The organism is Paraburkholderia franconis (assembly GCF_009362735.1).
GTDB classification, from domain to species: domain Bacteria; phylum Pseudomonadota; class Gammaproteobacteria; order Burkholderiales; family Burkholderiaceae; genus Paraburkholderia; species Paraburkholderia franconis.
This window is the reverse complement of the sequence record NZ_WHNP01000019.1, coordinates 129,050-154,713: the sequence shown is the minus strand read 5'-3', so window position 1 is coordinate 154,713 and position 25,664 is coordinate 129,050. Positions and strand designations below refer to the sequence as shown.

26 protein-coding genes and 1 pseudogene are annotated in these 25,664 nt (G+C 61.3%); 17 read left to right on the top strand and 10 right to left on the bottom strand.

Annotated features, from left to right (window positions below; translation table 11 throughout):
* The 3 genes from GCT13_RS21495 to GCT13_RS21485 all read left to right on the top strand — a co-directional run.
* The coding region (locus tag GCT13_RS21495; protein WP_407670832.1) for a DoxX family protein at positions 1-450 on the top strand (450 nt) is incomplete at its 5' end.
* Positions 451-472: 22 nt separating this feature from the next.
* Complete coding sequence (locus GCT13_RS50895; RefSeq protein WP_321574515.1) at positions 473-697, top strand: GDCCVxC domain-containing (seleno)protein; 225 nt, start codon at positions 473-475, stop codon at positions 695-697.
* Between the two features lie 537 nt (positions 698-1,234).
* On the top strand, positions 1,235-1,705 hold the full coding sequence (locus GCT13_RS21485; RefSeq protein ID WP_321574518.1) for a ribonuclease: 471 nt from the start codon (positions 1,235-1,237) through the stop codon (positions 1,703-1,705).
* Between the two features lie 298 nt (positions 1,706-2,003).
* Here the strand turns inward: GCT13_RS21485 and GCT13_RS21480 are convergent, their stop codons facing one another.
* From GCT13_RS21480 to GCT13_RS21470, 3 genes are all read right to left on the bottom strand, one after another.
* On the bottom strand, positions 2,004-3,656 hold the full coding sequence (locus tag GCT13_RS21480) for an FAD-dependent oxidoreductase (protein WP_152761359.1): 1,653 nt from the start codon (positions 3,654-3,656) through the stop codon (positions 2,004-2,006).
* Positions 3,657-4,016: 360 nt separating this feature from the next.
* Positions 4,017-4,430 (bottom strand): hypothetical protein, encoded by a 414-nt coding sequence (locus GCT13_RS21475; protein WP_152761401.1) that lies wholly within the window; start codon positions 4,428-4,430, stop codon positions 4,017-4,019.
* On the bottom strand, positions 4,430-4,786 hold the full coding sequence (locus tag GCT13_RS21470) for a hypothetical protein (RefSeq protein ID WP_152761357.1): 357 nt from the start codon (positions 4,784-4,786) through the stop codon (positions 4,430-4,432). Before GCT13_RS21470 ends, GCT13_RS21475 begins: the two co-directional genes overlap by 1 nt.
* A gap of 29 nt (positions 4,787-4,815) precedes the next feature.
* Between GCT13_RS21470 and GCT13_RS21465 the strand changes: the two genes are divergently transcribed.
* From GCT13_RS21465 to GCT13_RS48475, 5 genes are all read left to right on the top strand, one after another.
* Positions 4,816-5,889 carry a catalase family peroxidase gene (locus tag GCT13_RS21465; protein ID WP_152761355.1) on the top strand — a complete coding sequence of 358 codons (1,074 nt, stop codon included), beginning with the start codon at positions 4,816-4,818 and terminating at the stop codon, positions 5,887-5,889.
* A 171-nt stretch (positions 5,890-6,060) separates the two neighbouring features.
* Entirely contained in the window at positions 6,061-6,600 is a 540-nt protein-coding gene (locus tag GCT13_RS21460) for an RNA polymerase sigma factor (RefSeq protein WP_193727721.1), read from the top strand.
* Positions 6,601-6,870: 270 nt separating this feature from the next.
* Positions 6,871-7,776: an anti-sigma factor gene (locus tag GCT13_RS21450; protein ID WP_152761353.1), complete on the top strand. Its 906-nt coding sequence runs from the start codon at positions 6,871-6,873 to the stop codon at positions 7,774-7,776.
* Between the two features lie 156 nt (positions 7,777-7,932).
* Entirely contained in the window at positions 7,933-8,358 is a 426-nt protein-coding gene (locus GCT13_RS21445; protein ID WP_152761351.1) for an anti-sigma factor family protein, read from the top strand.
* Between the two features lie 85 nt (positions 8,359-8,443).
* Positions 8,444-8,608, top strand: a complete 165-nt coding sequence (locus GCT13_RS48475; protein WP_193727720.1) for a hypothetical protein — start codon at positions 8,444-8,446, stop codon at positions 8,606-8,608.
* A gap of 78 nt (positions 8,609-8,686) precedes the next feature.
* On the opposite strand, the gene GCT13_RS21440 is transcribed toward GCT13_RS48475, so the two are convergent.
* From GCT13_RS21440 to GCT13_RS21410, 5 genes are all read right to left on the bottom strand, one after another.
* Positions 8,687-9,190 carry a DUF3455 domain-containing protein gene (locus GCT13_RS21440; protein ID WP_152761349.1) on the bottom strand — a complete coding sequence of 168 codons (504 nt, stop codon included), beginning with the start codon at positions 9,188-9,190 and terminating at the stop codon, positions 8,687-8,689.
* 394 nt (positions 9,191-9,584) lie between these two features.
* Positions 9,585-10,046 (bottom strand): universal stress protein, encoded by a 462-nt coding sequence (locus tag GCT13_RS21430; protein WP_152761347.1) that lies wholly within the window; start codon positions 10,044-10,046, stop codon positions 9,585-9,587.
* 462 nt (positions 10,047-10,508) lie between these two features.
* Positions 10,509-11,048, bottom strand: coding sequence for an RNA polymerase sigma factor (locus GCT13_RS21425; protein ID WP_152761399.1), 540 nt, complete (start codon positions 11,046-11,048; stop codon positions 10,509-10,511).
* 1,077 nt (positions 11,049-12,125) lie between these two features.
* Positions 12,126-13,526 carry an FAD-binding oxidoreductase gene (locus GCT13_RS21415; RefSeq protein ID WP_152761345.1) on the bottom strand — a complete coding sequence of 467 codons (1,401 nt, stop codon included), beginning with the start codon at positions 13,524-13,526 and terminating at the stop codon, positions 12,126-12,128.
* A 402-nt stretch (positions 13,527-13,928) separates the two neighbouring features.
* Positions 13,929-15,296, bottom strand: a complete 1,368-nt coding sequence (locus GCT13_RS21410; RefSeq protein WP_152761343.1) for a trypsin-like peptidase domain-containing protein — start codon at positions 15,294-15,296, stop codon at positions 13,929-13,931.
* Positions 15,297-16,150: 854 nt separating this feature from the next.
* Between GCT13_RS21410 and GCT13_RS21405 the strand changes: the two genes are divergently transcribed.
* From GCT13_RS21405 to GCT13_RS21385, 5 genes are all read left to right on the top strand, one after another.
* Positions 16,151-16,459 carry a DUF4148 domain-containing protein gene (locus GCT13_RS21405; RefSeq protein ID WP_152761341.1) on the top strand — a complete coding sequence of 103 codons (309 nt, stop codon included), beginning with the start codon at positions 16,151-16,153 and terminating at the stop codon, positions 16,457-16,459.
* Positions 16,460-16,565: 106 nt separating this feature from the next.
* Positions 16,566-17,183: a dihydrofolate reductase family protein gene (locus tag GCT13_RS21400; RefSeq protein ID WP_152761339.1), complete on the top strand. Its 618-nt coding sequence runs from the start codon at positions 16,566-16,568 to the stop codon at positions 17,181-17,183.
* A 66-nt stretch (positions 17,184-17,249) separates the two neighbouring features.
* Positions 17,250-17,816: a TetR/AcrR family transcriptional regulator gene (locus GCT13_RS21395; RefSeq protein ID WP_152761337.1), complete on the top strand. Its 567-nt coding sequence runs from the start codon at positions 17,250-17,252 to the stop codon at positions 17,814-17,816.
* Between the two features lie 177 nt (positions 17,817-17,993).
* Positions 17,994-18,419, top strand: a complete 426-nt coding sequence (locus GCT13_RS21390; RefSeq protein WP_152761335.1) for an organic hydroperoxide resistance protein — start codon at positions 17,994-17,996, stop codon at positions 18,417-18,419.
* Between the two features lie 37 nt (positions 18,420-18,456).
* A complete protein-coding gene (locus GCT13_RS21385; protein ID WP_152761333.1) occupies positions 18,457-19,485 on the top strand; it encodes an alpha/beta hydrolase in 1,029 nt (342 codons plus the stop codon).
* Between the two features lie 231 nt (positions 19,486-19,716).
* Here the strand turns inward: GCT13_RS21385 and GCT13_RS21380 are convergent, their stop codons facing one another.
* Together GCT13_RS21380 and GCT13_RS21370 are read right to left on the bottom strand one after the other, a co-directional pair.
* Positions 19,717-20,385: a VOC family protein gene (locus GCT13_RS21380; RefSeq protein ID WP_152761331.1), complete on the bottom strand. Its 669-nt coding sequence runs from the start codon at positions 20,383-20,385 to the stop codon at positions 19,717-19,719.
* A gap of 874 nt (positions 20,386-21,259) precedes the next feature.
* Positions 21,260-21,771: pseudogene (locus GCT13_RS21370) on the bottom strand (MotA/TolQ/ExbB proton channel family protein); the annotation flags it as partial.
* Positions 21,772-21,883: 112 nt separating this feature from the next.
* Here GCT13_RS21370 and GCT13_RS21365 point away from each other — a divergent pair.
* The 4 genes from GCT13_RS21365 to GCT13_RS21350 all read left to right on the top strand — a co-directional run bounded on the left by GCT13_RS21365 (position 21,884) and on the right by GCT13_RS21350 (position 25,662).
* Positions 21,884-23,554: an MASE1 domain-containing protein gene (locus GCT13_RS21365; protein WP_152761329.1), complete on the top strand. Its 1,671-nt coding sequence runs from the start codon at positions 21,884-21,886 to the stop codon at positions 23,552-23,554.
* Entirely contained in the window at positions 23,535-24,200 is a 666-nt protein-coding gene (locus GCT13_RS21360) for a response regulator (protein ID WP_152761326.1), read from the top strand. The genes GCT13_RS21365 and GCT13_RS21360 overlap by 20 nt, the downstream gene beginning before the upstream one ends.
* Before the next feature lie 138 nt (positions 24,201-24,338).
* Complete coding sequence (locus tag GCT13_RS21355) at positions 24,339-24,617, top strand: DUF4148 domain-containing protein (RefSeq protein WP_152761324.1); 279 nt, start codon at positions 24,339-24,341, stop codon at positions 24,615-24,617.
* A gap of 352 nt (positions 24,618-24,969) precedes the next feature.
* Complete coding sequence (locus GCT13_RS21350; RefSeq protein WP_152761322.1) at positions 24,970-25,662, top strand: CBS domain-containing protein; 693 nt, start codon at positions 24,970-24,972, stop codon at positions 25,660-25,662.
* The last annotated feature ends 2 nt before the right edge of the window (positions 25,663-25,664 follow it).

Genomic DNA, 25,664 nt, shown 5'->3' with positions numbered 1-25,664 from the left:
TGCGCGGTTCAGTTGCTGGAACGCGTGCCTTACTGGCTGCTGGCCATTCCGCTGCGCCTCGCGGTTGCAACGATTTTCTGGAATTCGGCGATGACCAAGCTCGCAAACTGGGATGCGGCGCTCGAACTGTTTCGCGACGAATACAGGCTGCCGGTATTGCCGCCGGATGTGGCAGCGCACATCACCGTATCGATAGAACTGAGCATGCCGGTGTTGCTGGTGCTCGGCCTGGGCGTCAGGCCCGCCGCATTGGTCCTGCTCGGGATGACCTCCGTGATCGAGATCTTTGTGTACCCGCGGGCATGGCCGACGCATATCCAGTGGGCGGCCATGCTGCTCGTCCTGTTGTGCCGGGGCGCCGGAGCCTTGTCGCTCGACCATCTGGTGCGTCAGCGACGGTGGCGCGTTGCTTCGTCGGAAGGCGCCCGACGTCAGCGCGGTGACCGCTGATTTCGACAGGAAGACCGCCACCGTGAGCAAAGTCGTTCTCGCATCCGTGCTGACCTGCCCGCAATGTGGAGTTGCCACGCCAGAAGTCATGCCCACGGATGCATGTCAGTTCTATTACGAGTGTCAGGCCTGTCATGCGCTGCTGCGTCCGAAGCCGGGCGATTGCTGCGTGTTCTGTTCATTCGGCTCGGTACCGTGTCCGCCTGTTCAGTACAAGCGCGCGTGCTGCGAACCTCAGACGAGGTGACGCCAGATACGAACTCAGCGGTCGATGGATCGAACACGTCAATCTCACGTCACCGCGGTTACCGGCCCGGATGTTGTCCTTGTGATCCCTTCTTCACAGGAGCCCAACGAGACTTTACATACGGTAGATGAGTCGATGTCCGCGGTACGATGCATAGTCGACGCTCAAATGCCGGTGAAAATGCAAGGACCCGTGCCCGCAGATGACCGCACCAGGTCCGACGTCGATCGGGAGCCGAGGTCCTCCATCGATCGATCCGCATCCGGCAGCGATCGCCCCCTCAGCGGTCCTTCGAACTGCCGAGCATCGAGAGACCGCGTTGCGAGGTCAGCCGGTCACCGACGCCTATATTCGTGACGCGCGGCGTTTCGACGAGCCTCGGGGCACACAGTCGCGGACTGCGGAAAAAGGTACATCGGTCTGGTTGCCGTGTAAAAAGTGCCCATCTCCGGCCGGACATTGATTCGCCCCACCATTAGCGATACCTTTACATCTATCCTGGTCGTCGAATTCTGGTCAACGAGGGAGAACCGTTTCGTGAAGAGAGCGTGGGCTTTCTCCTGCATCGTCGCCTTGAGCGCGATCCTCGGTGGATGCGGCAAGGAGGGATCGCAAAACGTCACTGAGGCATCGGGCGCATCCGCGAGTCAGGCGCCGGGTCAGCCAGCGCAAGGCGCAAGCGATACACACGCCGCATCAGGCGCGCAAGCGACGGGCACGCTGGGCACCGTCACCAGGACACAGTTGCCGGGTGAAGCAGCCGAAACACTGCGGCTGATCAAAGCGGGCGGCCCCTTCCCTTTTGGCGAGGACGGCGTCTTGTTCCGTAACAGCGCGCTTTTGCTGCCGAAGCATCCGCGCGGCTACTACCACACATACACGGTTCGCACGCCTGGCTCGACGGATCGCGGGCTGCGCCGGATCGTATGTGGTGGACCGCGCAAGCAGACCAGCGACTGCTATTACACCGACGATTACTACGCCAGTTTCAAGCGCATTGCAGAATAAAGACGGGATTAACTGCAATATATGTCGGCCGGGCGGCAGAAGCTGGCCCGGACCGAGTCGTTGTCGGCGCCATCGGCTTTAGAGCGCCTCGCTCGCAAGCGGTGTTTTGTTGCCGACGGCGCCAGGGGCAATCAATTTGCCGCAGAGTCCCCATCGTTGGCAGCCCAGGCAGTTAGCTGGCGCGCACCTCGCTGGAGATATCGCGCTTGCTCCGCGTTCTTGTCCTGACGTCTCCTGAGATAATTTCGCGGGTCTTGCGCAACGCGGCACAGATGAACGCACTCCGCCACCCCCAACGCTACCGCGCATCGAACTGCAGATACTTGTGCGCGAAAGCGATTGCCATGCTGCCCTCGCCGACTGCCGAAGCGACGCGCTTGACGGGACTCAACCTCACGTCCCCGCACGCAAACACACCGGGTACGCTGGATTCGAGCAGGTATGGGTCCCGCCTATGGGACCAGCGGCCCGCCTTGACGACATCGTCACCCGTCAGAACATAGCCGCGTGCGTCGCGCGCGATTTCCGCCGGCAGCCAATCCGTTTCCGCATCAGCGCCGATGAAAACGAACAGGCCGCCACAGTCGCAGCGGCGCACTTCTGCGCCCGTTCCATCGCGCACGTCGATCGCGCTCAGACACGTATCGCCATGTGCGCCGACGACTTCCGATCGCAACTGCACCGCGACATTCTCCTTGCCGGCGAGCTGCTCGATCAGATAGCGCGACATGCCTTTCTCGAGCGAATCGCCTCGCACGACGAGCGTCACCCTGCGCGCGTGATTGGCAAAATAGAGCGCGGCCTGTCCAGCCGAATTTCCACCGCCGATCAGATGAACATCCAGTCCATGCGTCGCGCTCGCTTCGCTGCGCGACGCGCCGTAGTAGATTCCTTTGCCAATGAACCGGTCGAAGCCATCAATGGCGAGGCGCCGCCATGTCACCCCCGTCGCGAGAATAATCGTCTGCGACCGCACGACATCGCCGCCGTCGAGGTAAATCTCGCGTCGTTCAACATCGATTCGCGCCACCGACCGCGTAACGAGAATCTCGGCGCCGAGCCGCCTCGCCTGCTGTAGCGCGCGGCTCGCGAGTTCGTCGCCGGAAACGCCGTTCGGAAAGCCAAGATAGTTCTCGATGCGCGACGATGTGCCGGCCTGCCCGCCCGGCGCCTCGCGCTCCAGCACCAGCGTGCGCAGGCCTTCCGATGCGCCGTACACTGCCGCGGCCAGCCCGGCCGGCCCGCCGCCGATGATCGCCGTGTCGTATTCGGCGAAGCGGGGCTGGGTCTGCAAACCCAGCAAGCGTGCAAGCTCGCGCGTCGCGGGCCGGCTCAGCACCGTTCCGTCGACGAGCCGCAGCGCGGGGCACCCCGCCTCAGACGGAATGTCGCCGGGCCAGCGCGCCTGCAGCTCTGGCGCGTCGGGCGTCATCCAGTCATGGCTGATCTGATTGCGCGCGAGGAACTGGCGCAACGCGGTACAGGCGTCGTCCCAGCGACTGCCGACGATGGTCACGCGTGCCTTCGGCGGTTCGGCGGAGAGGCTCTGAAGACCGCCGATGCGCTCGCGCGCGAGAGCCCCCATCTTGAGCGCAACCTCCGGCGACGCGGCCGCGAGCGCGTAGTAGCGCTGCGCATCCACGCGCATGACGCGCGAGGGCTCCGCGGCCCGATACGCGCCCGGAAACGGCGAACTCAGCGCAAGCGGCACTTCGCCGAAGATGGTGCCCGGCAGACGCCAGCCCAAAGTGCGCTCGATGCCGTCGAACGTCTTGATGACTTCCATCTTGCCTGACAGCACCGCATAGAGCGCGCGTTCGCCGCCTTCATGGACGGCGAATTCGCCCGCGCACAGATGCAGGTCGGCGGACGTGTGCGCGAGGCTCTCCAGTTCGTCGGCGGGAAGTGACGAGAAAAGCGGAACTGCCCGGATGTCATCGATGGTCAGCATGGCTTCGTCCTGTCTGGCAGGTGCCGTCAAGCCCGGACCACCAGGCCTCGTGGTCGTCACGTCCGACGAAAGGACATGCGCGGGCAAACGGCTGAGCGATACGGTTACGGCGTTGTTTGTTTTCCAGTCGCGGGGCGTCCAGGCGTGTTCGATGAGCGTTTATGCCGACGCATGCTCCAAACGCACCGAGCCAGTATATGACTTCCGGATGCGAATGCTCACTCGTTGGTGCACTGTCACCGAAGCGAACGTCCGCATTGCCGTTTCGGTCATGCAACGAGCCGGTCCCACTGACCGAAACTCGCCGCGTTCGGAAGGTCGTCGGCATCTTGCTGACGCGGCGATAACTCGTGCATACAGTCAGTGAACCAGCAATCGGGAAATCCGGGTGCACGCCGCACGAAGGCGTCGGGCGCGGTCTTCAAAAATATATGAAGCGGCCAGCGTCAACAGGCCCGACATCACACCGGTTACGACCGCCTCGGCAAAAGGAACACCATAGTGATTCGGGTGCGAGTACGCGTCGCCTAACATCGTCAGGAAGCCGACTATCAGCGCGTTGCCGTATCGCTGCGCATAGAGCCTTGTCAACGGCGTGAACGTCAAAAGTACGGCGAGGATTCCGGTGAGCAGACCTGTTTGCAATGCAATCGTCCAGTGGGCAAGACTCAAGATATTGCCCCAGCTACCCGGCATGCAGGTCATGCACGCGCTGGTCGGCTGCCAGAGACGCTGGATGAACAGCCAGACGCGGCGCTTCCACTCGATTGACATCATGCTTCCTTCTGTCCGTCCGGATTCCGCACCCCGACTTGCCTGCCTTTCTGTGAACTCCAGAAAGTAATGCGCACACCGTGGAATGCTACACCGCGATCGCGCAGATTGTGGCAGGCTGGAATTGCCCCGTACTTCGGACACCATCTCGAACCAACGTCGATGAATCGATCCGGCAACGTCCGATAGAATTTCACGCAGGATGGCATTCGTTCTTCACGTTGGATGGCGTCAAGTTGTTCTGCCGATGGATCAAGGACATTCAGCAACGTGCGAACGACGACATTGTCTTCGGATAGCACGTAACCTTCGCGGCGATCTATCCTCCCCAGCACTTCGGAACCGGCACGGCGCATCGTCTCCGTGGCTTCGTTTTTGTGGCTTCATGTCCCGCCCCCAACAATCGCACCTCTTCTTACGATATATCGCCGTTGCGCTCGCGCCGGCCCTTCTGCTTGGATCATTCGCATGGGTCGGAGGGTGGGTCCGGCTGCCCGGAGGAGCGGACGCGCTGACGCCCGATCGTCTGGTCGATTCTTTCGAAGCCGTCGCGGGCAGGCATCCGGGGTTTCGCCGCAATCACGCCAAAGGCATCTGCGTGAGCGGCTATTTCGACGGCAACGGCAATGGCGCGGCGCTGTCGCGAGCGGATGTGTTCACGCGAGGCCGCACGCCCGTCACAGGCCGCTTCTCTGCGCCTGGCGGCAATCCTGCTGAAGCGGACGCCGACACGACCGTACGCAGCTTCGCACTGCGCTTTCTTCCCGCCGACGGACAGGAATGGCGCACAGGCATGAATTCCGCGCCCGTCTTCGCGGTGCGAACGCCGCAAGCCGTCTACGAGCAGATGCAGGCGTTGCGGCCAGATGCGCGCACCGGCCGTCCCGACCCCGCAAAAGTCGACACGTTCGTCGCGCGTTATCCGGAAACGAGTGCTTTGCGCGATTGGCTCGCGAGTCATTCGCCATCGTCGGCTTTCTATAACGCCAGCTATTTCAGCATCAACGCATTCCGCTTCACCGATGCGCACGGCGTCACGCGATTCGTGCGCTGGAGCGTGGTCCCCGACACGCCTTACGCGCCGCTCGACGAACACGACGCGCGCGCGAGCGATCCCGATTTCCTCGCGCACGACCTGAGAACGCGGCTGAAGTCGGGCCCCGTGCGCTGGCGTCTCATGCTGACGCCGGCGGGCCCGGGCGATCCCGTCGACGATGCGACACGCGCCTGGCCGGCCGAGCGCGAGTTGCATCGCATCGATGCGGGCACGCTCGTGATCGACCATGCGCAATCGCAGATCGACGGTACGTGCCGCGATATCAACTTCGATCCGACGGTGCTGCCGGACGGCATCGCGCCTTCGGACGATCCGCTGCTCGCCGCGCGCTCCGCCGCCTACGCGGTATCGTTCAACAGACGCACGCGCGAAGAAGCAAAGGCGGCCACGAGCGGCCATTGAAGACACGCAACCAGAGAGACAGAACAAGGGCGTGGAATAAAGCACCACCGCCAGGTGTTCCGTCTTAAGTTAGACTAGACGGCCCGAACTTCGCGCCCACAGCCAGACGATCGCACACGATCGCATTCGCGCAAGGTCGGCCCGCACGGGGATCATGGAGAAACACCTTCGATGAGCGGTGCAGACTTACCCGGCATGCTTCCCGCCATGCTGCCTCGACTGTGGGCGTTCGCGCTTCGCCTGTCGGGAAACCAGCATGACGCCGAGGACCTCGTGCAGCGCGCGTGCCTGCGCGGGCTGGAACGCGCGCATCAGCTTCGAGCCGACACGGCCCCGTTGAGCTGGATGTTTTCCATCGTTCATTCCACCTGGATCAACGAGTTACGCGCCCGCAGCGTGCGCAAGCGGGCCAGCTTCGAGTGTGACGACGATTTCCTCGAAAATCTGCCCGATCCCGTCGACAATGGTCCGGAAACCAGGCTCATGCACAGCCAGATCGTCGAAGCGATCGAACGCCTGCCCGAAGCACAGCGTGTCGTGATGCTGCTCGTCGCGGTCGAAGGGCTGACGTATCAGCAAGTCCCGTTCGGCCCTTCATCACTAGCTTCGGTCTCATCGACCTGTCCTGTGACTACTACGGCCTCTGCTGACTTCTCGCTCCGGCTCGACGCCGTCGCCCTTTCAGGCACAAGGCGAGATCTCCCCAGGTAAGAACGCACTCCTTCATCGCACAACCGCCGCATCTACGCCACTTCGCCTTGATCACGGGAGCTTCGCGGTTACGTGCCCGCTCGCCCTGCTCGGCAGCGCCTTCTATACGGTTCTTGTCCATCGGCTCGCGATTTACGCTGCCGACGTACTCGATATACCCATCGGCACGGTGATGAGCCGGCTCTCGCGAGCCCGGCAATCTGTCGGCGCCATGTTCGGCGGCGACACGCCCAAGGCGCGTCCCGCCCCGCAGCACAAGGACTCAATCGCATGAAGGCCGACGACGCTCAGTTACTCGCCTATGTAGACGGCGGCCTGTCGCCTGACGAGCGCGCCGCAGTCGAACTGCAGTTGCGCGAGTCCGCCGAGGCGCGCAAGAAGGTCGCGCTGCTGCGCGCCTCGCAGGTCGATTTCGCGGATGCCTTCGCGCAGCAGACGCTGCCACCCGTGCCGGAATCACTGCGGCTTCGCGTCGACGAGATGGTGCGCGCGCATCGTCCTTCCAGCGCGAACGACGCAGCCATGCCAACGTCAACGCAGTCGCCTTCCGCGCCCGGGCGTTCACGTCTGCGCGGCGTGCCCGTGTGGCTCGCGGCGGCGTGCGTAGCAGGCGCATTCGTGGCCGGCCAGTTCGTTCATCCCGGCGCACTGTTCGGACCCGGCGCGCCGGGCTCGAGCGGCTCGCAGATGGCAAGCGCATCGAACGTGTCGCCGTGGGTGCAGGCGGCCGTCGGTTACCAGAAGCTCTATACGCGCGATACCGTTGCGTATCGCGAGGACGATCCGGCGGTCGCCGCGAAGGTGGTCGAGGACATCCGCCGCGACGACCATCTCGCGCTGCGTGTGCCGGACCTGAGCAGCGCCGGGCTCACCTTCAAGTCGGTGCAGCGTCTGCGCTTCAACAACAAGCCGCTCGTCCAGATCGTCTATCTGCCGCGCAACGGTCCACCCATCGCGCTGTGCGTGATGAAGGACGCGCGCCCCGATCAGGCGGTCGCGTCCCGCACCGTCGAGTCGATGGAGGTCGCCACGTGGCGTCAGGCCGAACTGAGCTATGCGCTCATCGGCCAGGCGGACGAAGCCGATCTCGCCGCGCTCGGCAAGCGCATCTCCAACCTCGACATGGCCCCTCTGTTCGGCGATGCGCAACAGGCGGACCCGTCGCGCGCCGGATAGCGCCGTCTCGCGGAAACGCTCCACGCATCGAATGGAATAACGACCCGGCACAGGTGTTATGCCATTGACCCGCATGGCTGCATGCGGGCGCGGGCCGCGCCATGCACTCGTGGAAATGCGCGGCACACGCACTGCGAACCGCGTTGGACCGGCCTTATGAATTCGGACGACATCGAACTGATGGCCTACGTCGACGGCGCGCTGGCCGCCCGACGGCGCGCAGAAGTCGAGCGCATGTTCGACGATGATCCCGACGCGACCCGGCGCGTCGCGTGGCTCGGTGCGTCACGCCTGCCCTATGTGCAGGCCTTCGCGCATCAACGGCTTCCGCCCGTACCCGCGAGCCTGGCCAACACGATCGATGTCATGGCGCATACGGCGCGGCGCAGAACCGATTTCACCGCATTCGTCGACGGTCGCGAGAGTGCGAACGATGCCTTCGCAGGCAAGCGGTGCGGCACGACGTGGAATTGGCGCCGATGGATTGCGCTCGCGTGGTTCGGCGCGGCCCTGGGCATCGCCTTCGTCGCCGGTGCGTCCGTTTGCAGGCTCGTGCTGTGTCTCGCGCATGCCGCGAACTAGCTCGGAATAATTTCTCTGTCCGGCTGTTGTGCTGAAGGGACCGGCATTTGCCGGACGCGAACGCTCCTTCAATCAACGGTTGAGCATGATTCATCGATTGCACACATGGGCGGCGGGCGACGCCCTCCCCGACGGCGATTTCATCGAATCGCGCGAAAGCATTGTGCGTTTGCGGGATGGGCGCGGCACGCTCGTCGCGCTCGGTCTGCGGACGCGCGCGACGCTCACGGCCGATGCGTTATTCAGTTAGATTTTTGTTTTGCATTGCAATCCTTGCTATATGGACGAATATGATCGAACAGATGAATCGCGGGTCTAACCTGCAGTCTTACCTGTAGAAAAGATAAGTCGCGATATAGGGCGAGCTGCCCGGCTGATGCTGCACCGTGCAGGGCGCGGTCGGCTTCACACCGCCGACTGTCTTTACTCGCTGCACATAGCGCGCCGAAGCGAGCAAGCCTTGCGCTCCTGTCGAGCGCGCCCGCAGCAGAAGTTGCGGCACGCTGCCAGGCATGTCGCTCGGCTTCTGCGCGATGATGTCTCCTTCGATGCGGCTGCCGTCGCGCGCTTCCCATGAGGGTCCAGTCGAATGCGCGATCACGGCGGCGCCGTTCGCATCGTAGAGCGTGGCGCGCGGCTGCCGGAAAACCCAGCCGAGCGCGTGATCCGAACCGTACTCGCATGCATAGATCTGCACACCCGATGCGGTCGCACTCAGAAACGCGCGTGCGTCGGGCAGATCGATCGATTCCGCTCGCGCGGACGATCCGATCACGGCCCAGATCAAACCAGCACCAATTGCAATTGGTGTCCCGTGTGAACGACGAATCATGGCGATGCTCCTCCTGTTGTTGGGTCGAGGCGGTTCGAACCGCTCTTCCACAACACTCCATCGCATGAGCCTATTCCATTTATTTCGCGGATTCGTGCATCGCGCTATATGGAATATTCGACGACGTCCGGCTGTTTCCTCTCCCATTGCGGATTGCTCAAAGGCGCCCGTTAGCCGGTACTTCGGACGCGTGCCTTCCTCTCGCGCTTCAGACCCATTCGTCAGTACTTCGTCTTGAATGCAGCTTGCCATCGCGCAGAACTTCAGGCGCGTCTGTTCGCGTGACCGTGCGGGACCGGCGTGCGCAACTCCGAGCTCAACTAACACGGATCTTTTATTGCCATGAATTGCGCACACCGTCTCTATCGACTGACACATCCTGCGTGGCGTTCCCTCATGCCACCGCAACCGTGATCACCGTGCGGCCCTTGGCCCGATCGACAAGTTCAGAATATGTCGGCGCGCCACCCAGCCAGCGAGCAAGCCCGTAACGCCTTCGATGACCGACGACCAGCAGGTCTGCGTCAATCATTTCAGCATGTTGTGCGATGCGCTCGACCACGTTGCCAACCGCGAAGTGTCCACTCACCTTGATGCCGCGCGCGGTCATGTGATCGAGTGCTTCCTGTAGCACGTCGCGCGCCCTGTTCTCGATCAGAAAGTACGCCGGCTCGCACAACATGCCCGAAGTTGACACGATAGCTGTGTTGGTGTCGACGACAGTAAGCACATGAATATGCGCATCGAGCGCCAAAGCTATCCGACTCGCGCGAGCGATCGCCGAACGAGCCTCCTCGGTGCCGTCGTAATAGATGAGTATCCGCTGATTCGAAGTCATGTGTTGTTCCTGTTTCAATTGTCCTTTCCTTCGCGAAACGAGGTGACTTCTCGTCGCGTCCGGCACTCAGAAAACACGTCAGCGCTATTTCTATTCCATGCGCTATTACTATCGTTCCGGTTGCTGGCCGCACGGACGCATGAGCGGAATAGCTCTGTGAGCGACGTGTTCTCGTAGGAACCGACGGGCATGGCCGCGCCGGTGCAAGCAACCCGGCGCGCGAGTGAAAGCAACCAGTCAATCAGGCGTTCAATATATCGGCCATTTTTCGTTCTATCGCATCACGAGAAGGAGTTGAATCATGAGTCAATTGACGACAGCGGTGGATAGAAGAGAGAAAAGGGCGACTCGTCGATAGCACTGCAACGACGTTCGAGGCGTAGGCAATTGATCAGAAATACGAACTACGTGTCGACCGTGACAGCGCGCGAATTTTCGCCTTGATTGATCGGTTATCGCACTGCCCTGATGTTGCATACGTCATTGGCTTAGGCGCTTAGGCGCGAGGGCACCTCCTTCAACCTGCGCACGTGCGAATTTTGCGCTCACGCTCCGCCGCGCTCGACATAGACGGCTCATAACTGTGCCGATCGGCACATCGAGGACTTTCGCAGCCTCTTGATAGCTTCTTCCCTCAGCGTCCACCAGCAGTACAACGGCACGCTGCGCATCCGGCAATTGCTCCACGGCCTTGATGATCTGCCGACTCATTGCCTCACATTCGGGATTACGAGTTGCAGAGTCCGCGACCATTTCGAGGAGGCTATCGTCCCATGCCGCGCTTGTGCGGCTTCGCATGTTGCGTGAACGAAGTTCGTTGATCCACGTGGAATACACGATCGAAAACATCCAGCTCAAGAGCGACGTGTCCGGCCGCAACTGATGCTTGAGTTCGAGCGCGCGTAAGCACGCGCGTTGCACCAGTTCCTCGGCGTCGTAGTGATCCCGCGAAATTCGTAACGCGAATGCCCATAACCTCGGAAGAAGTTCGGGAAGAACCTTAGGTAAATCGCGAGCCATCGACGCCAACCTCATGCTTGATCTGTCGTTGTGGGCGAAGTCGCCGAAAAGGAAAGACTCGATTTTCCGGAGCCTCAACATTGGCGGCCCTTTCCGGACCTGGATCGTCAAACCCGCATGACGGAAGGTGGCCATCCGCGCGAGCAGGTCCTTGAGTGATTCAACCGCTTTTCGTCGCAGAAATGGTGCCAGCAACAAGCGTATGTGCAATGCGCGGTCCACGTCCAACCGCATTTCGCGAAACTGACTTCGTGAAATTCGAACGGTTACTCTGCGTCGCTGTTGTCATAACGAGGGACCGGTGCGCCCTTCCGGGCGATGGCGTCGACGCGCAATCGCCCTGAACTCCGCTTCGCACCCGCTGATTTCCAAGTAGGTGCACGACCTATCTGTACGACGACACCGTGGCCTTCATTTCGTCGCGGGCGGAGCACTACGCGTTGTCCAGTCAAAGCGCGCGGAGTTCTTTGCGTTCGAGTGCAGTCTCTTCGAATTGCTGTGGAGCGTGAGCCCGCCCGATCGGTTCGACAAACCCGCACGAACTGCTTTCACGCTTATCGATAGTGTTGCGAACTAATTCAAAGACGCGAACCAGAAAGAAAGCGATTGCAAATCCGTTCGCGGTCTTCGCGATAGTGCTGTGGGCGCGCAATTCGGATCGCACGAACGAACGCCCGTCTGCACGTCGCGATCGCGTGTCTGGCGGCCATTATCGACATGCTGATGTCCGGACACGCGAGCCAAGCAGTCGTGCTGATCATCGGACTGACGCTTGCGAACGTCGGCATCAATGCGGCAAAGCCGCCGTTGTGGAGCATGCAGACGCAGTTCCCGTCCGGTTCCGCGACGGCCGCGCGCATCGCGCTGATCAACGCAATGGGTAGCCTGATCGCCGGCACGATTGGGCCGATGGTGATCGGCAGGCTACGCGACATCAGCGGCGACTATTCGCTGGGGCTGCATTTCGTCAGCGCGACACTGCTCGTTTCATCGGTGCTGTCGTATTCGTTCGGTCTGCACGCCGCCACCTCTGCACGGTGCCTCGCGATGAGCGGCGTGCATAACCGGCAGACGCATTCACCCGCCCGGCGCGTCCGCGAGCGGCGCGGGCGCGATGTTCTGGTTCAGGCGGAACAGGTTCGTCGGGTCGTACTTTGCCTTGATCGAGGCAAGCCGACCGAGTTTGGTTCCATACGCTGCCTGCAATCCGTCAACGCCCTCGTCGCCGCCGAGATAGTTCACGTATGCACCGGGCGCTGTGTACGGACGCAGTGCGTCGAGCAGCTCGCGCGTCCATGCAATGTTCCGTTCACTATCCTTCGCATCGGACCATGCAGACGTGACCACGATATTCCACGGCCAGTTGCGATGCCCGAACGCGGTCGCGGATTCGGGAACGCGGCTCCATGCGCTGTTGCCATAGTTCTCCAGCACGATCACGGTCTGCCGCGACGGGACACGCGCAAAACGATCGACGACGATGTCGACGGCTGCGTCGTCAAGCGCCTTGAGGTAGCTCGATTTCCAGTAGCTATGCAGGCCCGGCGGCCACAGGAAGTCCGCCATGCGCTGAGCCTCGTTGTATGGCGTGGGTGCGAATTTGTCGACAAGAGGCGGCCCGTATTCGCGCAAGCGCCGCAAGACTTTCTCGCCCTCTTCCACCGGACCGGCGTAGACGCCACCGAGACCTGCGACGGGAGCGCCGCGCATCGGTGGAGGCAGCGAAGGATCGTCCGGCATGTGAAACAGAAGCGCGCCTAGCGTCGATTCGTCCGGGGCTTCCGCTTCGAGATCTCGCCACCTGCGGATCGCACCCGCGGCTGCGCTGGCGGGATGGAGCACGATGCCGGCGAGCACGGTACCAGCCGGGTGCGCCTGGAATTCGAACGACGTCACCACGCCGAAGTTGCCTCCGCCGCCGCGTATCGCCCAGAACAGATCCTCATTCTCGCGGCTGTTGGCCTTCACCTTGCGGCCGTCGGCGAGCACCACCTCGACGCCCAGGAGATTGTCGAGCGCGAGTCCATGCTTGCGGACGAGCCAGCCAAGGCCGCCACCCAGCGTCAGTCCGCTTACGCCGGTAATCGACACGAAGCCGCCCGTGGCGGCAAGGCCGTGCAACTGAAGCGCGTCGTTGACTTCGCCCCAATCGCAACCGCTTTCCACACGCACGGTACGCGCCGACGGATCGACCGTGATGGCTTTCATCAACGACAGATCGACCACGACGCCGTCGTCGCAGACTGCATATCCGGCGACGTTGTGACCGGTGCTGCGTATGGCAAGCGGCAGGTTGTGCCTGCGTGCGAGCGCCACGATCCTTGCCACGTCGTCCGCGTCGACGCAGCGCGCGATCAGAAGAGGACGCCGGTCGATCGAGACGTTGAACACGGCACGCGCTTTGTCGTATTCCGGATCGCCAGATTGAATGACTTCGCCCTGAAAGCCGGATTGGCGAATTTCAGAAGAATTGATCATTGCTTTCTCCTTCGGTGATTCGCCCGTCACGTAGTAGAACTGTGTTGGCCTGAGACGCTAGACAAATGCGTCGCTATGCCGACGCCGATGAAGCGTAGGCTCTTGTCGAAAAGCGGATGACGATCGCAGATCAGCCGACGGGCTTCTCCAGCGCTTCGGCGCAGATAATCACTGACGATCGGTGAATCGGGTAGTTCAGGATGGGCGTCATTCTTGCCCGATACGGCCAGTTCACTTTAGGAAAATGTAAGCCGTATATCAAGGTTCGCGACAGGATAGCGTTGATTTTCGTTGCGCGTGCAGCGTCTGGTCGCGCCCACTAATCCCACAGTGAAGTGCTTCGTTAATACAGTGGAGATCCAGGTGAAGGTCGTGTTGGATATCGGCCGTCCATTTCGCAAGTCAGTTCAGTGTCTGCGCTTGCGGTGGCGTGAGTTCACGCAAGTGGAATTTGCGGTCGTCGTTGAACAGCCAGTCCTCGAACAGTTCCAGCTGCCCGCGTCCATCGAGCAGTTGCGCCGGCGGCTGCGGCAACGGCGAAGAGCGGCGAAGAGAGGCGAGCGCAATGCTCTCAGCGTCGCCGTCGCCATTCGTTCGATACACCGAAGATTCGATCACGCGTCCCTCGCGGTCGACGACGAACGAAAGGACCACGACCGAGCGCAGCATCGCCTGGGGATCGCCGTGCAGCACATCCGACGGGTTGCTCTTTTCAATGCGTTGCGCGACCGCGACCTGGTATTGGTCGAGCTGTGCAGTGGGAGCTTGCATGTCGTTCGCCATCAGATCGTGATGCACGTCGTGCGCGCGTTTTTCAGCCGTATTTTTCTCAGCGATATCGAGTGGATGCGTCACCTGCCCCAAACGATCACCGCCTCCACCTGTATTCGCCAGCCAGCTTCCGACATTTCGTGCATCGAGGATGGTAACGGCGACGCTCATCGGTTGCCGGGCACGAACCAGCTGTACTGCGATAGTTACCCCGGGACGCAGGTTTGCCACAGCCTCGGAGAATGCGGCTGCGTTGGCAATCGCCCCGTCGCCGATCCGGACAATCAGGTCCCCCGGCACGATGCCAGCGACCGCGGATGGAGATTCCGGCTTGACTGCGTTGACCAGCGCCCCTGACGGCTGAGGCAAGCCCAGCGCAGCGGCAACTCCCGTACCGACATCCTGCACATCCAGACCCAGATCATCGGGTGCCCGTGCTATCGGACGTCCCTGCCGGCTTTGCAATGTCTTCAACAGCGCGCTTGCGGCGTCGACGGGAATGGCGAACGTCATTCCCGTATACCGACCGACATCCGGGTGCATCTGCACGCCAATGCCGATAACCTGGCCGGCCCGGTTGAACAACGGACCACCGGAATTGTCTGGATTCGTCGCTACCTCGGTCTGGAAGAACGTAAACCGCCTGCCATCAACAAGGGTGGTTGGCGCAGCGCTCACGATGCCCGCTGTCACCATGTTGTCCCCCGCAGGCGTCGTTCCGATCGCGAGTACCGGTTCGCCGACGCGTACGTGCGAAGCGTCGCCGAGCCTGACGACGGGCAGATTCGTTGCCTCGATCTTGAGAATCGCCACGTCGCTTGCGGTATCGACCAAAAGCACCTTCGCCTTGTATGCGCGATGGTCGGTCATGGTAATCGTCACATCGCGTGCATGATCGATGACATGCGCTGTCGTCAAGATCAAGCCATCGGCACTGGCGATGAAACCCGAACCAGCGCCCGTCATCACACCTGGGAAATGGCCCGTGGTCGGCCGCATCTTAGGCGACGAAGTATTGAAAAACGCAACGAGTGGATCGGCGGGATCGACGGCTTCTACTGCCGGTGGCTTCTGCCTGGACCGCGCTATGACGCTGACCACCGCGGGACCGTATCGGTCGACGATAGCCGGAAAACCGCCAGGCTCGCTCTCTCCTGACCCGACTGGCACAGCGTCGGCCGTTCCCGGCGGAGGTTGAATGACATCGGCAGCGAACGCTGCAGGTAGCGAACAGGAAATGCCGACGACGACGGCAAGCGCGACAGTCCGCAAGGGCCTGCGAACGCGCTTCTGGAGCAACACGGACTACTCCTGGTTCTGCTCGTCGGTTCGACCGAACGCCTTCTGGCGGCAACGCAACTGCTGCTGAGGATGGCGAGAAGAACCGGCACGCATCTCGCGCGTTCGATTTACCCAAGCATACGGAGTGCCCGGTGCCCGAGCTGCTGCCAGGCGTGCGCTCCTTGCCAGCGAACGGGCTCTTCCTTTAGCACGGAAGCCCATTTCATTGCCCCTCTAGCCGATGCAGAACTGCCCGCATCAACCGATCGAGCACATCCAGGACGGGTTAATCTTTCAATAGCTGTTGCGATTTTTTTCTTCGCTCGCTCTATCGTTTGGTGTCAATTGTCAGACGAGCGTCTGCGGCGCTCGAACAGATGGCCATGCGGCTGAACTCGAATCCGCGAGCAGCATGACAACGCCGATGTGCAAGACGCCTTCGTTCAGTGATGTCGCGAGCCGCAAACGTAAAATGGTTCAAACCGAGCCGCGCAACGGGTTTTCGTCGAGCCGCCGCGCCGGCACTGATTTAAGCCCTCGTTCAGCGCTGATTCACTGAAGGGAGACGTTGCATGAAGAACTCGCCGACGATCTGGCCAGTGCTTCTCGCATTGACCTTCTCGCTCGCTGGCTGCGCCACAGCCGGCACGCCGGAAGGCGCGGCGCATCTGAGCGCAGCGCAATGCCGCGACCTCACCGCTCTCAGAAACAACGCACCCCCCGCATCCCAGCGCAACAGAAGTGAACTCGCCGCGCTCGAGGCAGCGGGATACGACCCGTCAAGGTGGTTCGATCCGTACTATCCGGATGATCTGCAAGCGGCGCAACGTCAAGTGGATCGTTGGTATCAGCAGGATTGCCAGCAGGCGCGGCTTGAGTGAGGCATGCACGGCAGCACGTGAAGGTCGCCGGACTCGTTGTCGATTCACATGCGAATTGTTCGTCGTATCTTAGGGAGCGGTTGGGTCCGTAGACCTGGAGAACATCATGCGCAAGCTCATCGTTTCAGCTTTCATCAGTCTGGATGGCGTAATTCAGGCCCCTGGCGGGCCTGGAGAAGATCTCAGCGGCGATTTCCGCCTGGGTGGCTGGATCGTTCCCTATGCCGACGAAGCCATCGCCCAAAACTTGCACGACCTGCTCTCGCAGCCGTTCGACTTGCTGCTGGGGCGCAGCACCTATGACATATTCGCGGCGTATTGGCCGCACGTACCGGCCGATTCAGGCAGCCGCGCCATCGCTGATCTCTTCAACAGCGTACCCAAACATGTGGCCACGCATCGACCCGGTACTCTCGACTGGCAGAACAGTCACGCCCTGGAGGGCGATCTTGCGGACGCGACACGCGCGCTTCAACGCCAGGACGGCGCCGATTTATTGACGTTTGGCAGCGGCGACATGGTGCGCCAACTGCTCGCAGCCAGTCTGGTGGACGAACTCCGGCTTGTGATCTACCCGGTCATACTTGGGCACGGCAAGCGCTTGTTCGGTGACGACGCACTGGCGTCCGCCTTCACTCTGGCGCGCTCCACCAGCACGCCTGGCGGTGTGCTGATTACGCGCTACGTACGCGACGGCGAAGTGCGCACAGGAACGTTCGAATAGGACGATCAACACTCCATGCAGCAAAGTAGCTTGACATTCTATCTATCAGTAGATAAGGTTCGTCCCATGGACACGACAACCACAGTTCGCGATCAGATTCTCGACCACGCCATCACGTTGATGATGCTGCGCGGCTACAACGGGTTTAGCTATCGCGACCTGTCCGGGCTGGTTGGCGTGAAGACTTCAAGCATCCACTATTACTTCCCGTCGAAAGACGACCTGGTGCTCGAAGCCGTCAACCAGTACAGTAGCGGCATTCTCGCGACGCTCGGTTCTATCGACGCTACGCTCCGTGCGGATCAGAAACTCAGCAAGTACACAAAGCTGTTTGGCAGAACCTTGGGCGAAGGCGATCAGATCTGTCTTTGCGGCATGCTCGCCGCCGATATCGAGGCATTGCCCGACAACGTGCGCGCGGCGGTGCAAGCATTTTTCAAGGCCAACGAAAGCTGGCTCGCAAAGGTGCTTGCGCAAGGTGCGAAGGAGGGCACGTTGAACGTCAACGGCAAGCCCGAGCATGTCGCACGAACGCTGTACGCTGCCTATCAGGGCAGCGTACTTGCAAGCCGGCTGTTCAGGACGAAGGCGCGGCTTGAAGAAGTCGAGACTTCGTGGAAGGTTTCGAAGTAGAGGTATTGAGGCGGTCGAGCACCGCCTTTTGTTGGGTCAAGTTATCTATCTTCTAGTAGATTCATGTCTGGGCAAGTTGCATCGAAGACGGGTCGAGGTTCGCACAGCTGCCTATCTACATGTAGATAGCAGACGAATCGCTCCGCATTTCAACCATTGTTTGTCAGGAGTTACATCATGTCGATCGAAAAAGTTCTGTACCGTGCCCACGCTCATGCCACGGGAGGCCGCGACGGCCGCGCTGTCGTCCCCGAAGGCAAGCTCGATTTCAGGCTGGTCACGCCGCGCGAACTGGGCGGCGCGGGTGGAGAAGGCGCCAATCCGGAGCAGTTGTTCGCCGCCGGCTACAGCGGATGTTTTCTTGGCGCGATGAAGTTCGTTGCGGCGCGCGACAAGACGCCGATTCCTGCGGACGTCTCCATCGACGGCAGCGTCGGCATTGGCGCGATCCCGAACGGCTTCGGCATAGAAGTCGAACTGAGGATCTCGCTGCCCGGCATGCCCCGCGACGCCGCTCAATCGCTGATCGACAGGGCCCACATCGTGTGCCCGTACTCGAATGCAACGCGCGGCAACATCGACGTCACGTTGACGCTGGTTTGATCGACTTCGCCTCATTGACGGAATACTGGAGCCCAAAATGAAAACCCTGAAGCCTTTCATCCTCGCCGCCGTTCTCGCCGCGAACGCCGTGCTTGCTTCAGCAGCAACGCCTGCCACGCAGGCAACGCCGGACCGTGTCACGATGGCATTCCTGACGCAGCTCAACAGCGGCACGGGTCCCGCCATCAATACCCTGCCGCCCGCCAAGGCGCGTCAGGTGCTGATCGATGCGCAGAACAGCGTGAAGGTCGATTTGTCGGGCATCGAAGTGTCGAACCGCACGATCGTACAGGACGGCATTAGCGTGCCGCTGACCATCGTCCGTCCGCAAGATGCCACGGGCACGCTGCCCGTGTTCATGTTCTTCCATGGCGGCGGCTGGATACTCGGCGACTTCGAGACTCACGAACGGCTCGTGCGCGACCTCGTCGTTCAATCCGGCGCGGTTGCCGTGTTCGTGAACTACACGCCCTCGCCCGAGGCCCGTTATCCTGTCGCGATCAATCAGGCCTATGCCGCAACCAAATGGGTCGCGGAACACGGCAACGAGATCGGCGTGGACGGCAACCGTCTCGCCGCGGTCGGCAACAGCGTGGGCGGCAATATGGCGGCCGTGGTGAGCCTGATGGCGAAAGACAAGCACGGTCCGCAAATCCGCTTCCAGGGTTTGATGTGGCCCGTCACGGACGCAAACTTCAACGACGGCTCGTACCTCGCCTACCAGAAGAACCATTTCCTGACGCGAGCCATGATGCAGTGGTTCTGGGACGCGTACACCTCGAACCCCGCGCAGCGCACGCAGGTCTACGCCTCGCCGCTGCGTGCGTCCGAGGAGGAACTACAGGGACTGCCGCCCGCATTGATTCAGGTTGCGCAATTCGACGTGCTGCGCGACGAAGGCGAAGCATACGGACGCAAGCTCGGTGCAGCGGGCAACGAGGTCACGACGACGCGCTACAACGGCACGATCCACGATTTCGGTCTGCTCAATGCACTCGCCTCCGACGCACCGACGCACGCTGCGACGAAGCAACTCGCGAACGAAATCAGGACGCGGCTGCAATAGTGGTTTGATTCCCGTCCCGGCGAAACGGCAGACAGGCCATCATGTCGGGCTCCGGGTTTCGGCGAAAGCGTCAACCTCGAGCGCTCTCGCCTCTCCGACGACATTGACCCTACTCCACAGTGTCTACGTCAGGGGATCACATCGCGCGAACCCGCGATGTGTTTGTGAAGGCATCGCGATGCCTTTAGCTCCACGGTGCTTCTTGCGGACTGATGTTCTCCGATGCAAGACTCACTTCGGGGCAGCCTGTTCACGGACGATGAATTCGGCATACCAGTCCGGCCAGTTTTCGTCGTGCTGGCCGGTTAGTTTCTCGTGCTCGCCGTGCGCGGCAGCAGCACGGCGCAGCGCGCCCGCGAGCTCCATCGACGAAGCGAATGTCGTTTCGCGCGTCTCCACCCTTCCGGGGAGCCGTGTGGTCACCTCCTGAAAGACCCAGCCATTTCCATCGGGATCGCTGAACGAAGCGAATGAACCGTAGCTTTTTCGTTCAGGATGAGGGCCGCTCACACGCCCTTCTTCACCGGCATGGTGGAATACGCCGCCGACGTCGTGGAAGATCTCGCTCACGTCGACGCAACGATCGACAAGCGCTGCGCGCGCCGCGTCTATGTCGGACACAATGAGGTGGAGTCCCTGCGCCGAGCCGGGCTCTGCTGTCGTGACGCCCTTGCCGAACAGGACCGAGCACTGCGAGCCCGGGGGCGTGAAGTGTACAACCCGAAACTGATCATCCTTCGCGATATCGACGTCGAACCTCCATCCCAAGCCAGCGTAGAACTGCTTCGCGCGGTCGACGTCCGACACGGGAATGACGACGACCTCAAGTTTCATGTCGACCGTGCCCGCTCTTCCCGTCGCCGCCGCAGCAGCCTCGCCGCGCGTCTGTCCATTGCTCATGTCAAGCTCCTTTCGATTGCAAGACCCACGGGTATTAAATGCAAACAAACAACGGCAGAAACAGGCAATCGATTCGATTGCTAGTAGAAACGGTTGAGTACAAGTTCAGCGCTGCTTTAGCAGATTGCCGTTGCTCACGTAAAGTCTCTGTAAGACCTTTACTCTCGTCAAAGAAATCTGCTGCGTGTGCGCTGCACCCGGGGCGCGCGAACTCGACGGGTTGCGCATGTCGTCATGTCGGACACCGCAACAAGCTCATCGTCGAAAGGTTTTATTCGTATCGGAACTCACGACCGAGTTCCATCTGCGAAACATCAATGCCAGGCTCGATGCGAAAAACCGAACCCAAGTTGTCGCGACAGGAAGAGACTTCGCGTTCGGCGTCATCGTGTCGAAGTCGCAGCGTCGACTTGCATGTCGACAAACGGCGTCGCGGTCATGGATGCGGCTACGTGATCCGATGCCGGTAGAAGACCAGCAAACGCCGCAATACCTGTCGCACACATTACCGCAACAGAGAAAACGGCAATGATGACGAGCGAACGACGGGTTGCGAAGGATGCGACAACGTTCCGCGGGATGAGCATGACCATCTCCTGTATTGACGCAGCGATGGTCCGCAATAACCGCGCCAATGGAGATAGCGTCTGCCCCGCTTTTGCAGCATCGTGGTGTTTCGTCGCGCTGCCCACGATTGCGCGCGGCGAGCGATTGGCGAACGATCGCCGCGATGTTGGATTTGGTCCAACACTGCATCGCGTCCGCTACGCTTCAGGCCAACACCGACACCGCCCGACACGCGTCTTATCGCCCGCTCCCCGAACGATGCGAGTGCTCGCACAGGCGCAATCCGCTGGCAACGGCAGCCGTGTTAAGCGACAGCAATGCCTTGTCCAAGCTCGGCCGGTTCGAGTATGTGCCGCGTCACCTCGATAAGGCCCAGCACTGCTCCGAGGATGCCGAACGTCGGCGCATAGCCGCCCGCTTGCTGCCAGATGCGCGCGGCGGCCATGTGGTTGCGCTCGTACGCATCCAGTTCACGCTGAAGCGCGTCTTCAAGCACGGGGGTAGGCACGCCATTGGCCAGAAGCTCCAGGCCTTTTTGCGCGAACGGATTCAGTCCTCCCGTATCGATCGACTCGAGCGCCAGCATCCCGTTGAGCTTGGCCTGATCGCCCCACTCGAGCACAGCGCCAGGTTTTCCCTGTCGACCTGGCGTGCCTTGAGGAACGCAAGACGAATCTGGCCCACGCCAACGAGCACTCTGTAGCATTTGATTAACGTGGTAGGTACTACCACAATCATGACGTCGGGCGGGAGAAGCGCCGAGTGACTCACTGACCGGCGTGCGACTTTCCCACCGTCAATGCTGCCCGCGAAGAGCACACGTCTCAAACGTCAGTCGAAAGGCACATTTTTCTCGTTGTTCCAGCGTCGTATTGCGTTTGATCTGCGCGCCGGTGCGTATTAGCACTGCGGCTTCAGGAAGAAGCGAACAATGGGTACCATCCGGGGCAATTCCAGGTTCAGCCTTTTCCTGCACACCGGGATCGTTGCATTGGCATATTACGCAGGTGCAAGGATAGGTCTTGCCTACGCCGTCGTGGGCGGCGCGATCTCCCTGGTGTGGCCTTCCAGCGGTATCGCTCTTGTTGCGCTGCTCGCTCTGGGCTTCAGAGTTGCGCCGGGAATTGCCATTGGCTCATTCCTCGCCAACGTGTCGGGGGGCGTGCCGGTTGCAGTGGCGGCAATGATCGGCACCGGGTCAATGGTTGGCGCCTTGACGGCCGCAATCGTGCTGAGCCGCGCGACCCGATTCCAGATCACCCTCGACCGCATCAACGACGTGTTGGCCTTCATTGGCGTCGCTGCCGTGATGAGCACGGCAGTCAGTGCGCTGGTCGGCACGACTGCCCTGCTAGGAGGGGGCCTGGTGCCCGTCACCCAGTACGTCGCAGCCTTTCTGAAATGGTGGCTCGGTGACATGATGGGCGTCCTGGTCGTGGCGCCGCCGCTGTTCAGCTTCCTCACGTACTCGAACCCTGTCCGCTCTGCGGAGCAGGCCATAGAGGCGTGCGGACTGACCATTGCGACTTTCTGGGTCAGCTATCTCGTCTTCGGCGCCCCGCAACTTGCCGGGCTTGGCTACTACCCTGCGGCTCTCGCGATTTTCCCGTTCATCATCTGGGCGGCTCTGCGCTTTCAGCACCTCGGCACCAGCATCGCGACCCTGATGGTCTCAATCGTTGCCATCTGGGGCACCACCCACGGCACGGGCCCCTTCGCCGCCGAATCTCCAGTGGATAGTCTCGTGAGGTGGTGCACCTTCGCGAACGTCGTGGCGGTAACGGGACTGCTGCTGGTGGCGGCACGCGCTCAGGAACAGCGCGTCTATCGCCTGCTGCAGGCAGCTCACGTCGAACTGGAACGACGCGTCCAGGCGCGAACAGAAGATCTCGAGAAGGCAAACGATGAACTAAAGGAGGAGATGGCGCGACGCCGTCTGCTGGAAGGAGAACTGATCCAAATCGGCGATCAGCAGCAGAAGCTCATCGGCCGTGAACTGCATGACGGACTCGGGCAACAGCTGACCAGTCTGGGGCTGTACTGCACCGCCCTGAATCAGAAGCTGCAGACGCAAGGCCACCCCGCCGCCGCCGACGCCGCTACCGTCGTCGGCCTGGTGAAGCAGGCGTCGCTGACGACCCGCAGGATTGCTCATGGCCTGGACCCGGTCGCGATGGAATATGGTGGCCTTGCGGCCGCACTGCATGGGCTGGCAGACACGACTCACACGCTCAACGGCGTGGATTGCACGCTGCGGATCGCGCCGGACGTGGACTTGCTCGATCCGCTCATGCAGATCAACCTTTACCGTGCAGCGCAGGAAGCGGTCAACAACGCGCTGAAGTATTGCCACGGCCACCGCATCTGGATCGACCTGGAGCGCGCGGGCGGTCTGCAGACGCTTTCAATCAGCGACGACGGCGTAGGCATCGGCCAGGAAGAAATGGAGCGTGCGTCAGGACTGGGACTGCGCAATCTGCGTCACCGGGCAAGCCTGCTGGGCGGCTCTTGCACCGTGACTCGCAATGATTTGGGTGGCACCACGGTCGCCATCAGCTATCCGCTGCCTGAGGGCCCTGGCCATGCACGAGAAATCCGCTAGCCCGGGCCGCAAGACCCAGATCCTGATCGTGGATGACCACCCCATCATCCGCGAAGGGATGACACATCTGCTGAATCTGCAAGAGGATCTGCACGTCTGCTGTGCAGCCGGCAGCGCCGAACAGGCTCTCGCAGCGATGGCCTGCCGGCCCGACATGGCGATTGTGGACATCAGCCTGCAATCGGACTCCGGCCTGGAGCTTGTCAAGACTCTCCGTCATCGCTATCCCGATCTGATCATTCTCGTGCTCAGCATGCATGACGAAAGCCTCTTTGCCGAACGCGCACTGCGGTCCGGGGCAAACGGGTATCTGATGAAACTGGAGGCCACCGAGCACGTCATGAGCGCCATCCGCGAAGTGCTGGCAGGCAATGTCTACTTGAGCGCCGCCATGCACGAGAAGCTGGCGAGAGCGCTTACGGCCCCTCATAAAAAGCCGGAGGGCCGAATTGCGAGCCTTTCGGAACGGGAATTCGAGGTACTGCACCTGATCGGCCTCGGCTTCAGCACCCGCGAAATCGCAGAGAAGCTGAACCGGAGCGTGAAGACGATCGAGGCGCACCAGGCCAATATCAAGGAAAAGCTGAATATCCGTAATGGCAAGGAACTGATGCGGTTCGCCATTCAGTGGATCGAGAGCCAATAGAAGCCAATAGAACGAAACCAGCCTGCAGAATAGGGCAATCCCCGATCCTCTTTTAGGACCGGGGCCTTATTCATGCGCATGTGACCAGCGAATACAGTCGGCGATGCCGGCGTGCTGCGTCGGCAATGTCAATGCACCATGCTGGAGAATGCGATGAAAGCCTTGATTTTGATTCCCGTCGCAGCATTGTCACTGTCTGCGATGCAGGTCCATGCCGCCGATGCCGCGAGTACTTCGAGTACTGGTTCCGAAAGCAATGCCGCGATGGCAACCGACTCCGTCGGCGGAACGACGGCAGGCGCGACCACCAGCGGAGCGAGCGTCGGCAAGACGCGCGCCCAGGTCTATCAGGAACTGATCCGTGCCGAGAAGGATGGGACGCTGAATCGGATAAACGAGTACTACGGTGGAAATTGACGCCTGATTAAGAACTGCACGGCGCCCGTTTGGAGCCGGCGACTCCCGGGCGCTGCTCGAACATGTTTGGCGATCCCTGGATGCGCGACCACAGCCAGACTGAAATTGATATCCGCGTTGATCGTTCTCCAATGGCGCGATGACGCTCGACACTTCGCGATCGCCTCGGACTAGCGGTACAAAGATTTCGGCTCACAGCGGCTTTCACAACAGGCAGTCCCCAACCGGATCTCACATCGGCTTATTGAACCAAGCGCCTCAGCACCGAGCGATCCTCTGCCGGTGCGTCTGCCGAAACCATGCGACGGGTGCAACAAATGGGGACCCGACGCGACACGCTGAAGGAACGATCATGCGCGCACTCGACATCATGACTACGCCCGTCGTTACCGCCACACCAGACATGACGATCCACGACGCTGCAAGACTGTTCGTCGACAACGGCATCAGCGGGATGCCTGTCGTCGACGAGGACGGAAAGGTCATCGGCATCGTCAGCCAGAGGGACCTGCTGCATCGCGTGGAGAACGGCACCGGCCACGGGAAGCGTCGGTGGTGGCTCGAATTCCTGTTGTCGTCGCCCCGCGAGCAGGCGGCGAGGTATGTGAAGGAGCACGGTCACGTCGTCGGCGACGTGATGTGCAATCAGGTGATTTCGATTTCGGAAGACATGTCGCTCGCTCAGATCGCGGACCTCATGGAGCGCCGGCACCTCAAACGCGTGCCTGTGCTCAAAGACGGCAAGCTGGTCGGAATCGTGAGCCGTTCGAATCTGATTCGCGCACTGGCGAGCGTCGTGCCGGCCGTTGACGCTATTTCGCTCGACGATGCGAGCCTGCGCGACGCGATCGTTCGGGCAATGCGCGGGCAGCGCTGGAGGGTGCCGAAGCAGGGTGTGCTCGTCAAGGACGGTGTCGCACACCTGTGGGGCGTCATCGAATCCGAGGAGGAAAAGCGCGCGATCCACATTGCGGCCGAGTGCGTGCCCGGCGTCAAGCGCGTCGAATACCACCTCGAGTTTCCGAGCGTGATTCCGACGCTTTAGCT

What these genes read in the sequence shown, in the direction of transcription:
- GCT13_RS21480 (WP_152761359.1), bottom strand. Translation starts at nt 3,656, where the DNA reads ATGCTGACCATCGATGACATCCGGGCAGTTCCGCTTTTCTCGTCACTT.
- GCT13_RS21475 (WP_152761401.1), bottom strand. Translation starts at nt 4,430, where the DNA reads ATGTCAATCGAGTGGAAGCGCCGCGTCTGGCTGTTCATCCAGCGTCTC.
- GCT13_RS21470 (WP_152761357.1), bottom strand. Translation starts at nt 4,786, where the DNA reads ATGCGCCGTGCCGGTTCCGAAGTGCTGGGGAGGATAGATCGCCGCGAA.
- GCT13_RS21465 (WP_152761355.1), top strand. Translation starts at nt 4,816, where the DNA reads ATGTCCCGCCCCCAACAATCGCACCTCTTCTTACGATATATCGCCGTT.
- GCT13_RS21460 (WP_193727721.1), top strand. Translation starts at nt 6,061, where the DNA reads ATGAGCGGTGCAGACTTACCCGGCATGCTTCCCGCCATGCTGCCTCGA.
- GCT13_RS21450 (WP_152761353.1), top strand. Translation starts at nt 6,871, where the DNA reads ATGAAGGCCGACGACGCTCAGTTACTCGCCTATGTAGACGGCGGCCTG.
- GCT13_RS21445 (WP_152761351.1), top strand. Translation starts at nt 7,933, where the DNA reads ATGAATTCGGACGACATCGAACTGATGGCCTACGTCGACGGCGCGCTG.
- GCT13_RS48475 (WP_193727720.1), top strand. Translation starts at nt 8,444, where the DNA reads ATGATTCATCGATTGCACACATGGGCGGCGGGCGACGCCCTCCCCGAC.
- GCT13_RS21440 (WP_152761349.1), bottom strand. Translation starts at nt 9,190, where the DNA reads ATGATTCGTCGTTCACACGGGACACCAATTGCAATTGGTGCTGGTTTG.
- GCT13_RS21425 (WP_152761399.1), bottom strand. Translation starts at nt 11,048, where the DNA reads ATGGCTCGCGATTTACCTAAGGTTCTTCCCGAACTTCTTCCGAGGTTA.
- GCT13_RS21415 (WP_152761345.1), bottom strand. Translation starts at nt 13,526, where the DNA reads ATGATCAATTCTTCTGAAATTCGCCAATCCGGCTTTCAGGGCGAAGTC.
- GCT13_RS21410 (WP_152761343.1), bottom strand. Translation starts at nt 15,296, where the DNA reads ATGCGGCCGACCACGGGCCATTTCCCAGGTGTGATGACGGGCGCTGGT.
- GCT13_RS21405 (WP_152761341.1), top strand. Translation starts at nt 16,151, where the DNA reads ATGAAGAACTCGCCGACGATCTGGCCAGTGCTTCTCGCATTGACCTTC.
- GCT13_RS21400 (WP_152761339.1), top strand. Translation starts at nt 16,566, where the DNA reads ATGCGCAAGCTCATCGTTTCAGCTTTCATCAGTCTGGATGGCGTAATT.
- GCT13_RS21395 (WP_152761337.1), top strand. Translation starts at nt 17,250, where the DNA reads ATGGACACGACAACCACAGTTCGCGATCAGATTCTCGACCACGCCATC.
- GCT13_RS21390 (WP_152761335.1), top strand. Translation starts at nt 17,994, where the DNA reads ATGTCGATCGAAAAAGTTCTGTACCGTGCCCACGCTCATGCCACGGGA.
- GCT13_RS21385 (WP_152761333.1), top strand. Translation starts at nt 18,457, where the DNA reads ATGAAAACCCTGAAGCCTTTCATCCTCGCCGCCGTTCTCGCCGCGAAC.
- GCT13_RS21380 (WP_152761331.1), bottom strand. Translation starts at nt 20,385, where the DNA reads ATGAGCAATGGACAGACGCGCGGCGAGGCTGCTGCGGCGGCGACGGGA.
- GCT13_RS21365 (WP_152761329.1), top strand. Translation starts at nt 21,884, where the DNA reads ATGGGTACCATCCGGGGCAATTCCAGGTTCAGCCTTTTCCTGCACACC.
- GCT13_RS21360 (WP_152761326.1), top strand. Translation starts at nt 23,535, where the DNA reads ATGCACGAGAAATCCGCTAGCCCGGGCCGCAAGACCCAGATCCTGATC.
- GCT13_RS21355 (WP_152761324.1), top strand. Translation starts at nt 24,339, where the DNA reads ATGCTGGAGAATGCGATGAAAGCCTTGATTTTGATTCCCGTCGCAGCA.
- GCT13_RS21350 (WP_152761322.1), top strand. Translation starts at nt 24,970, where the DNA reads ATGCGCGCACTCGACATCATGACTACGCCCGTCGTTACCGCCACACCA.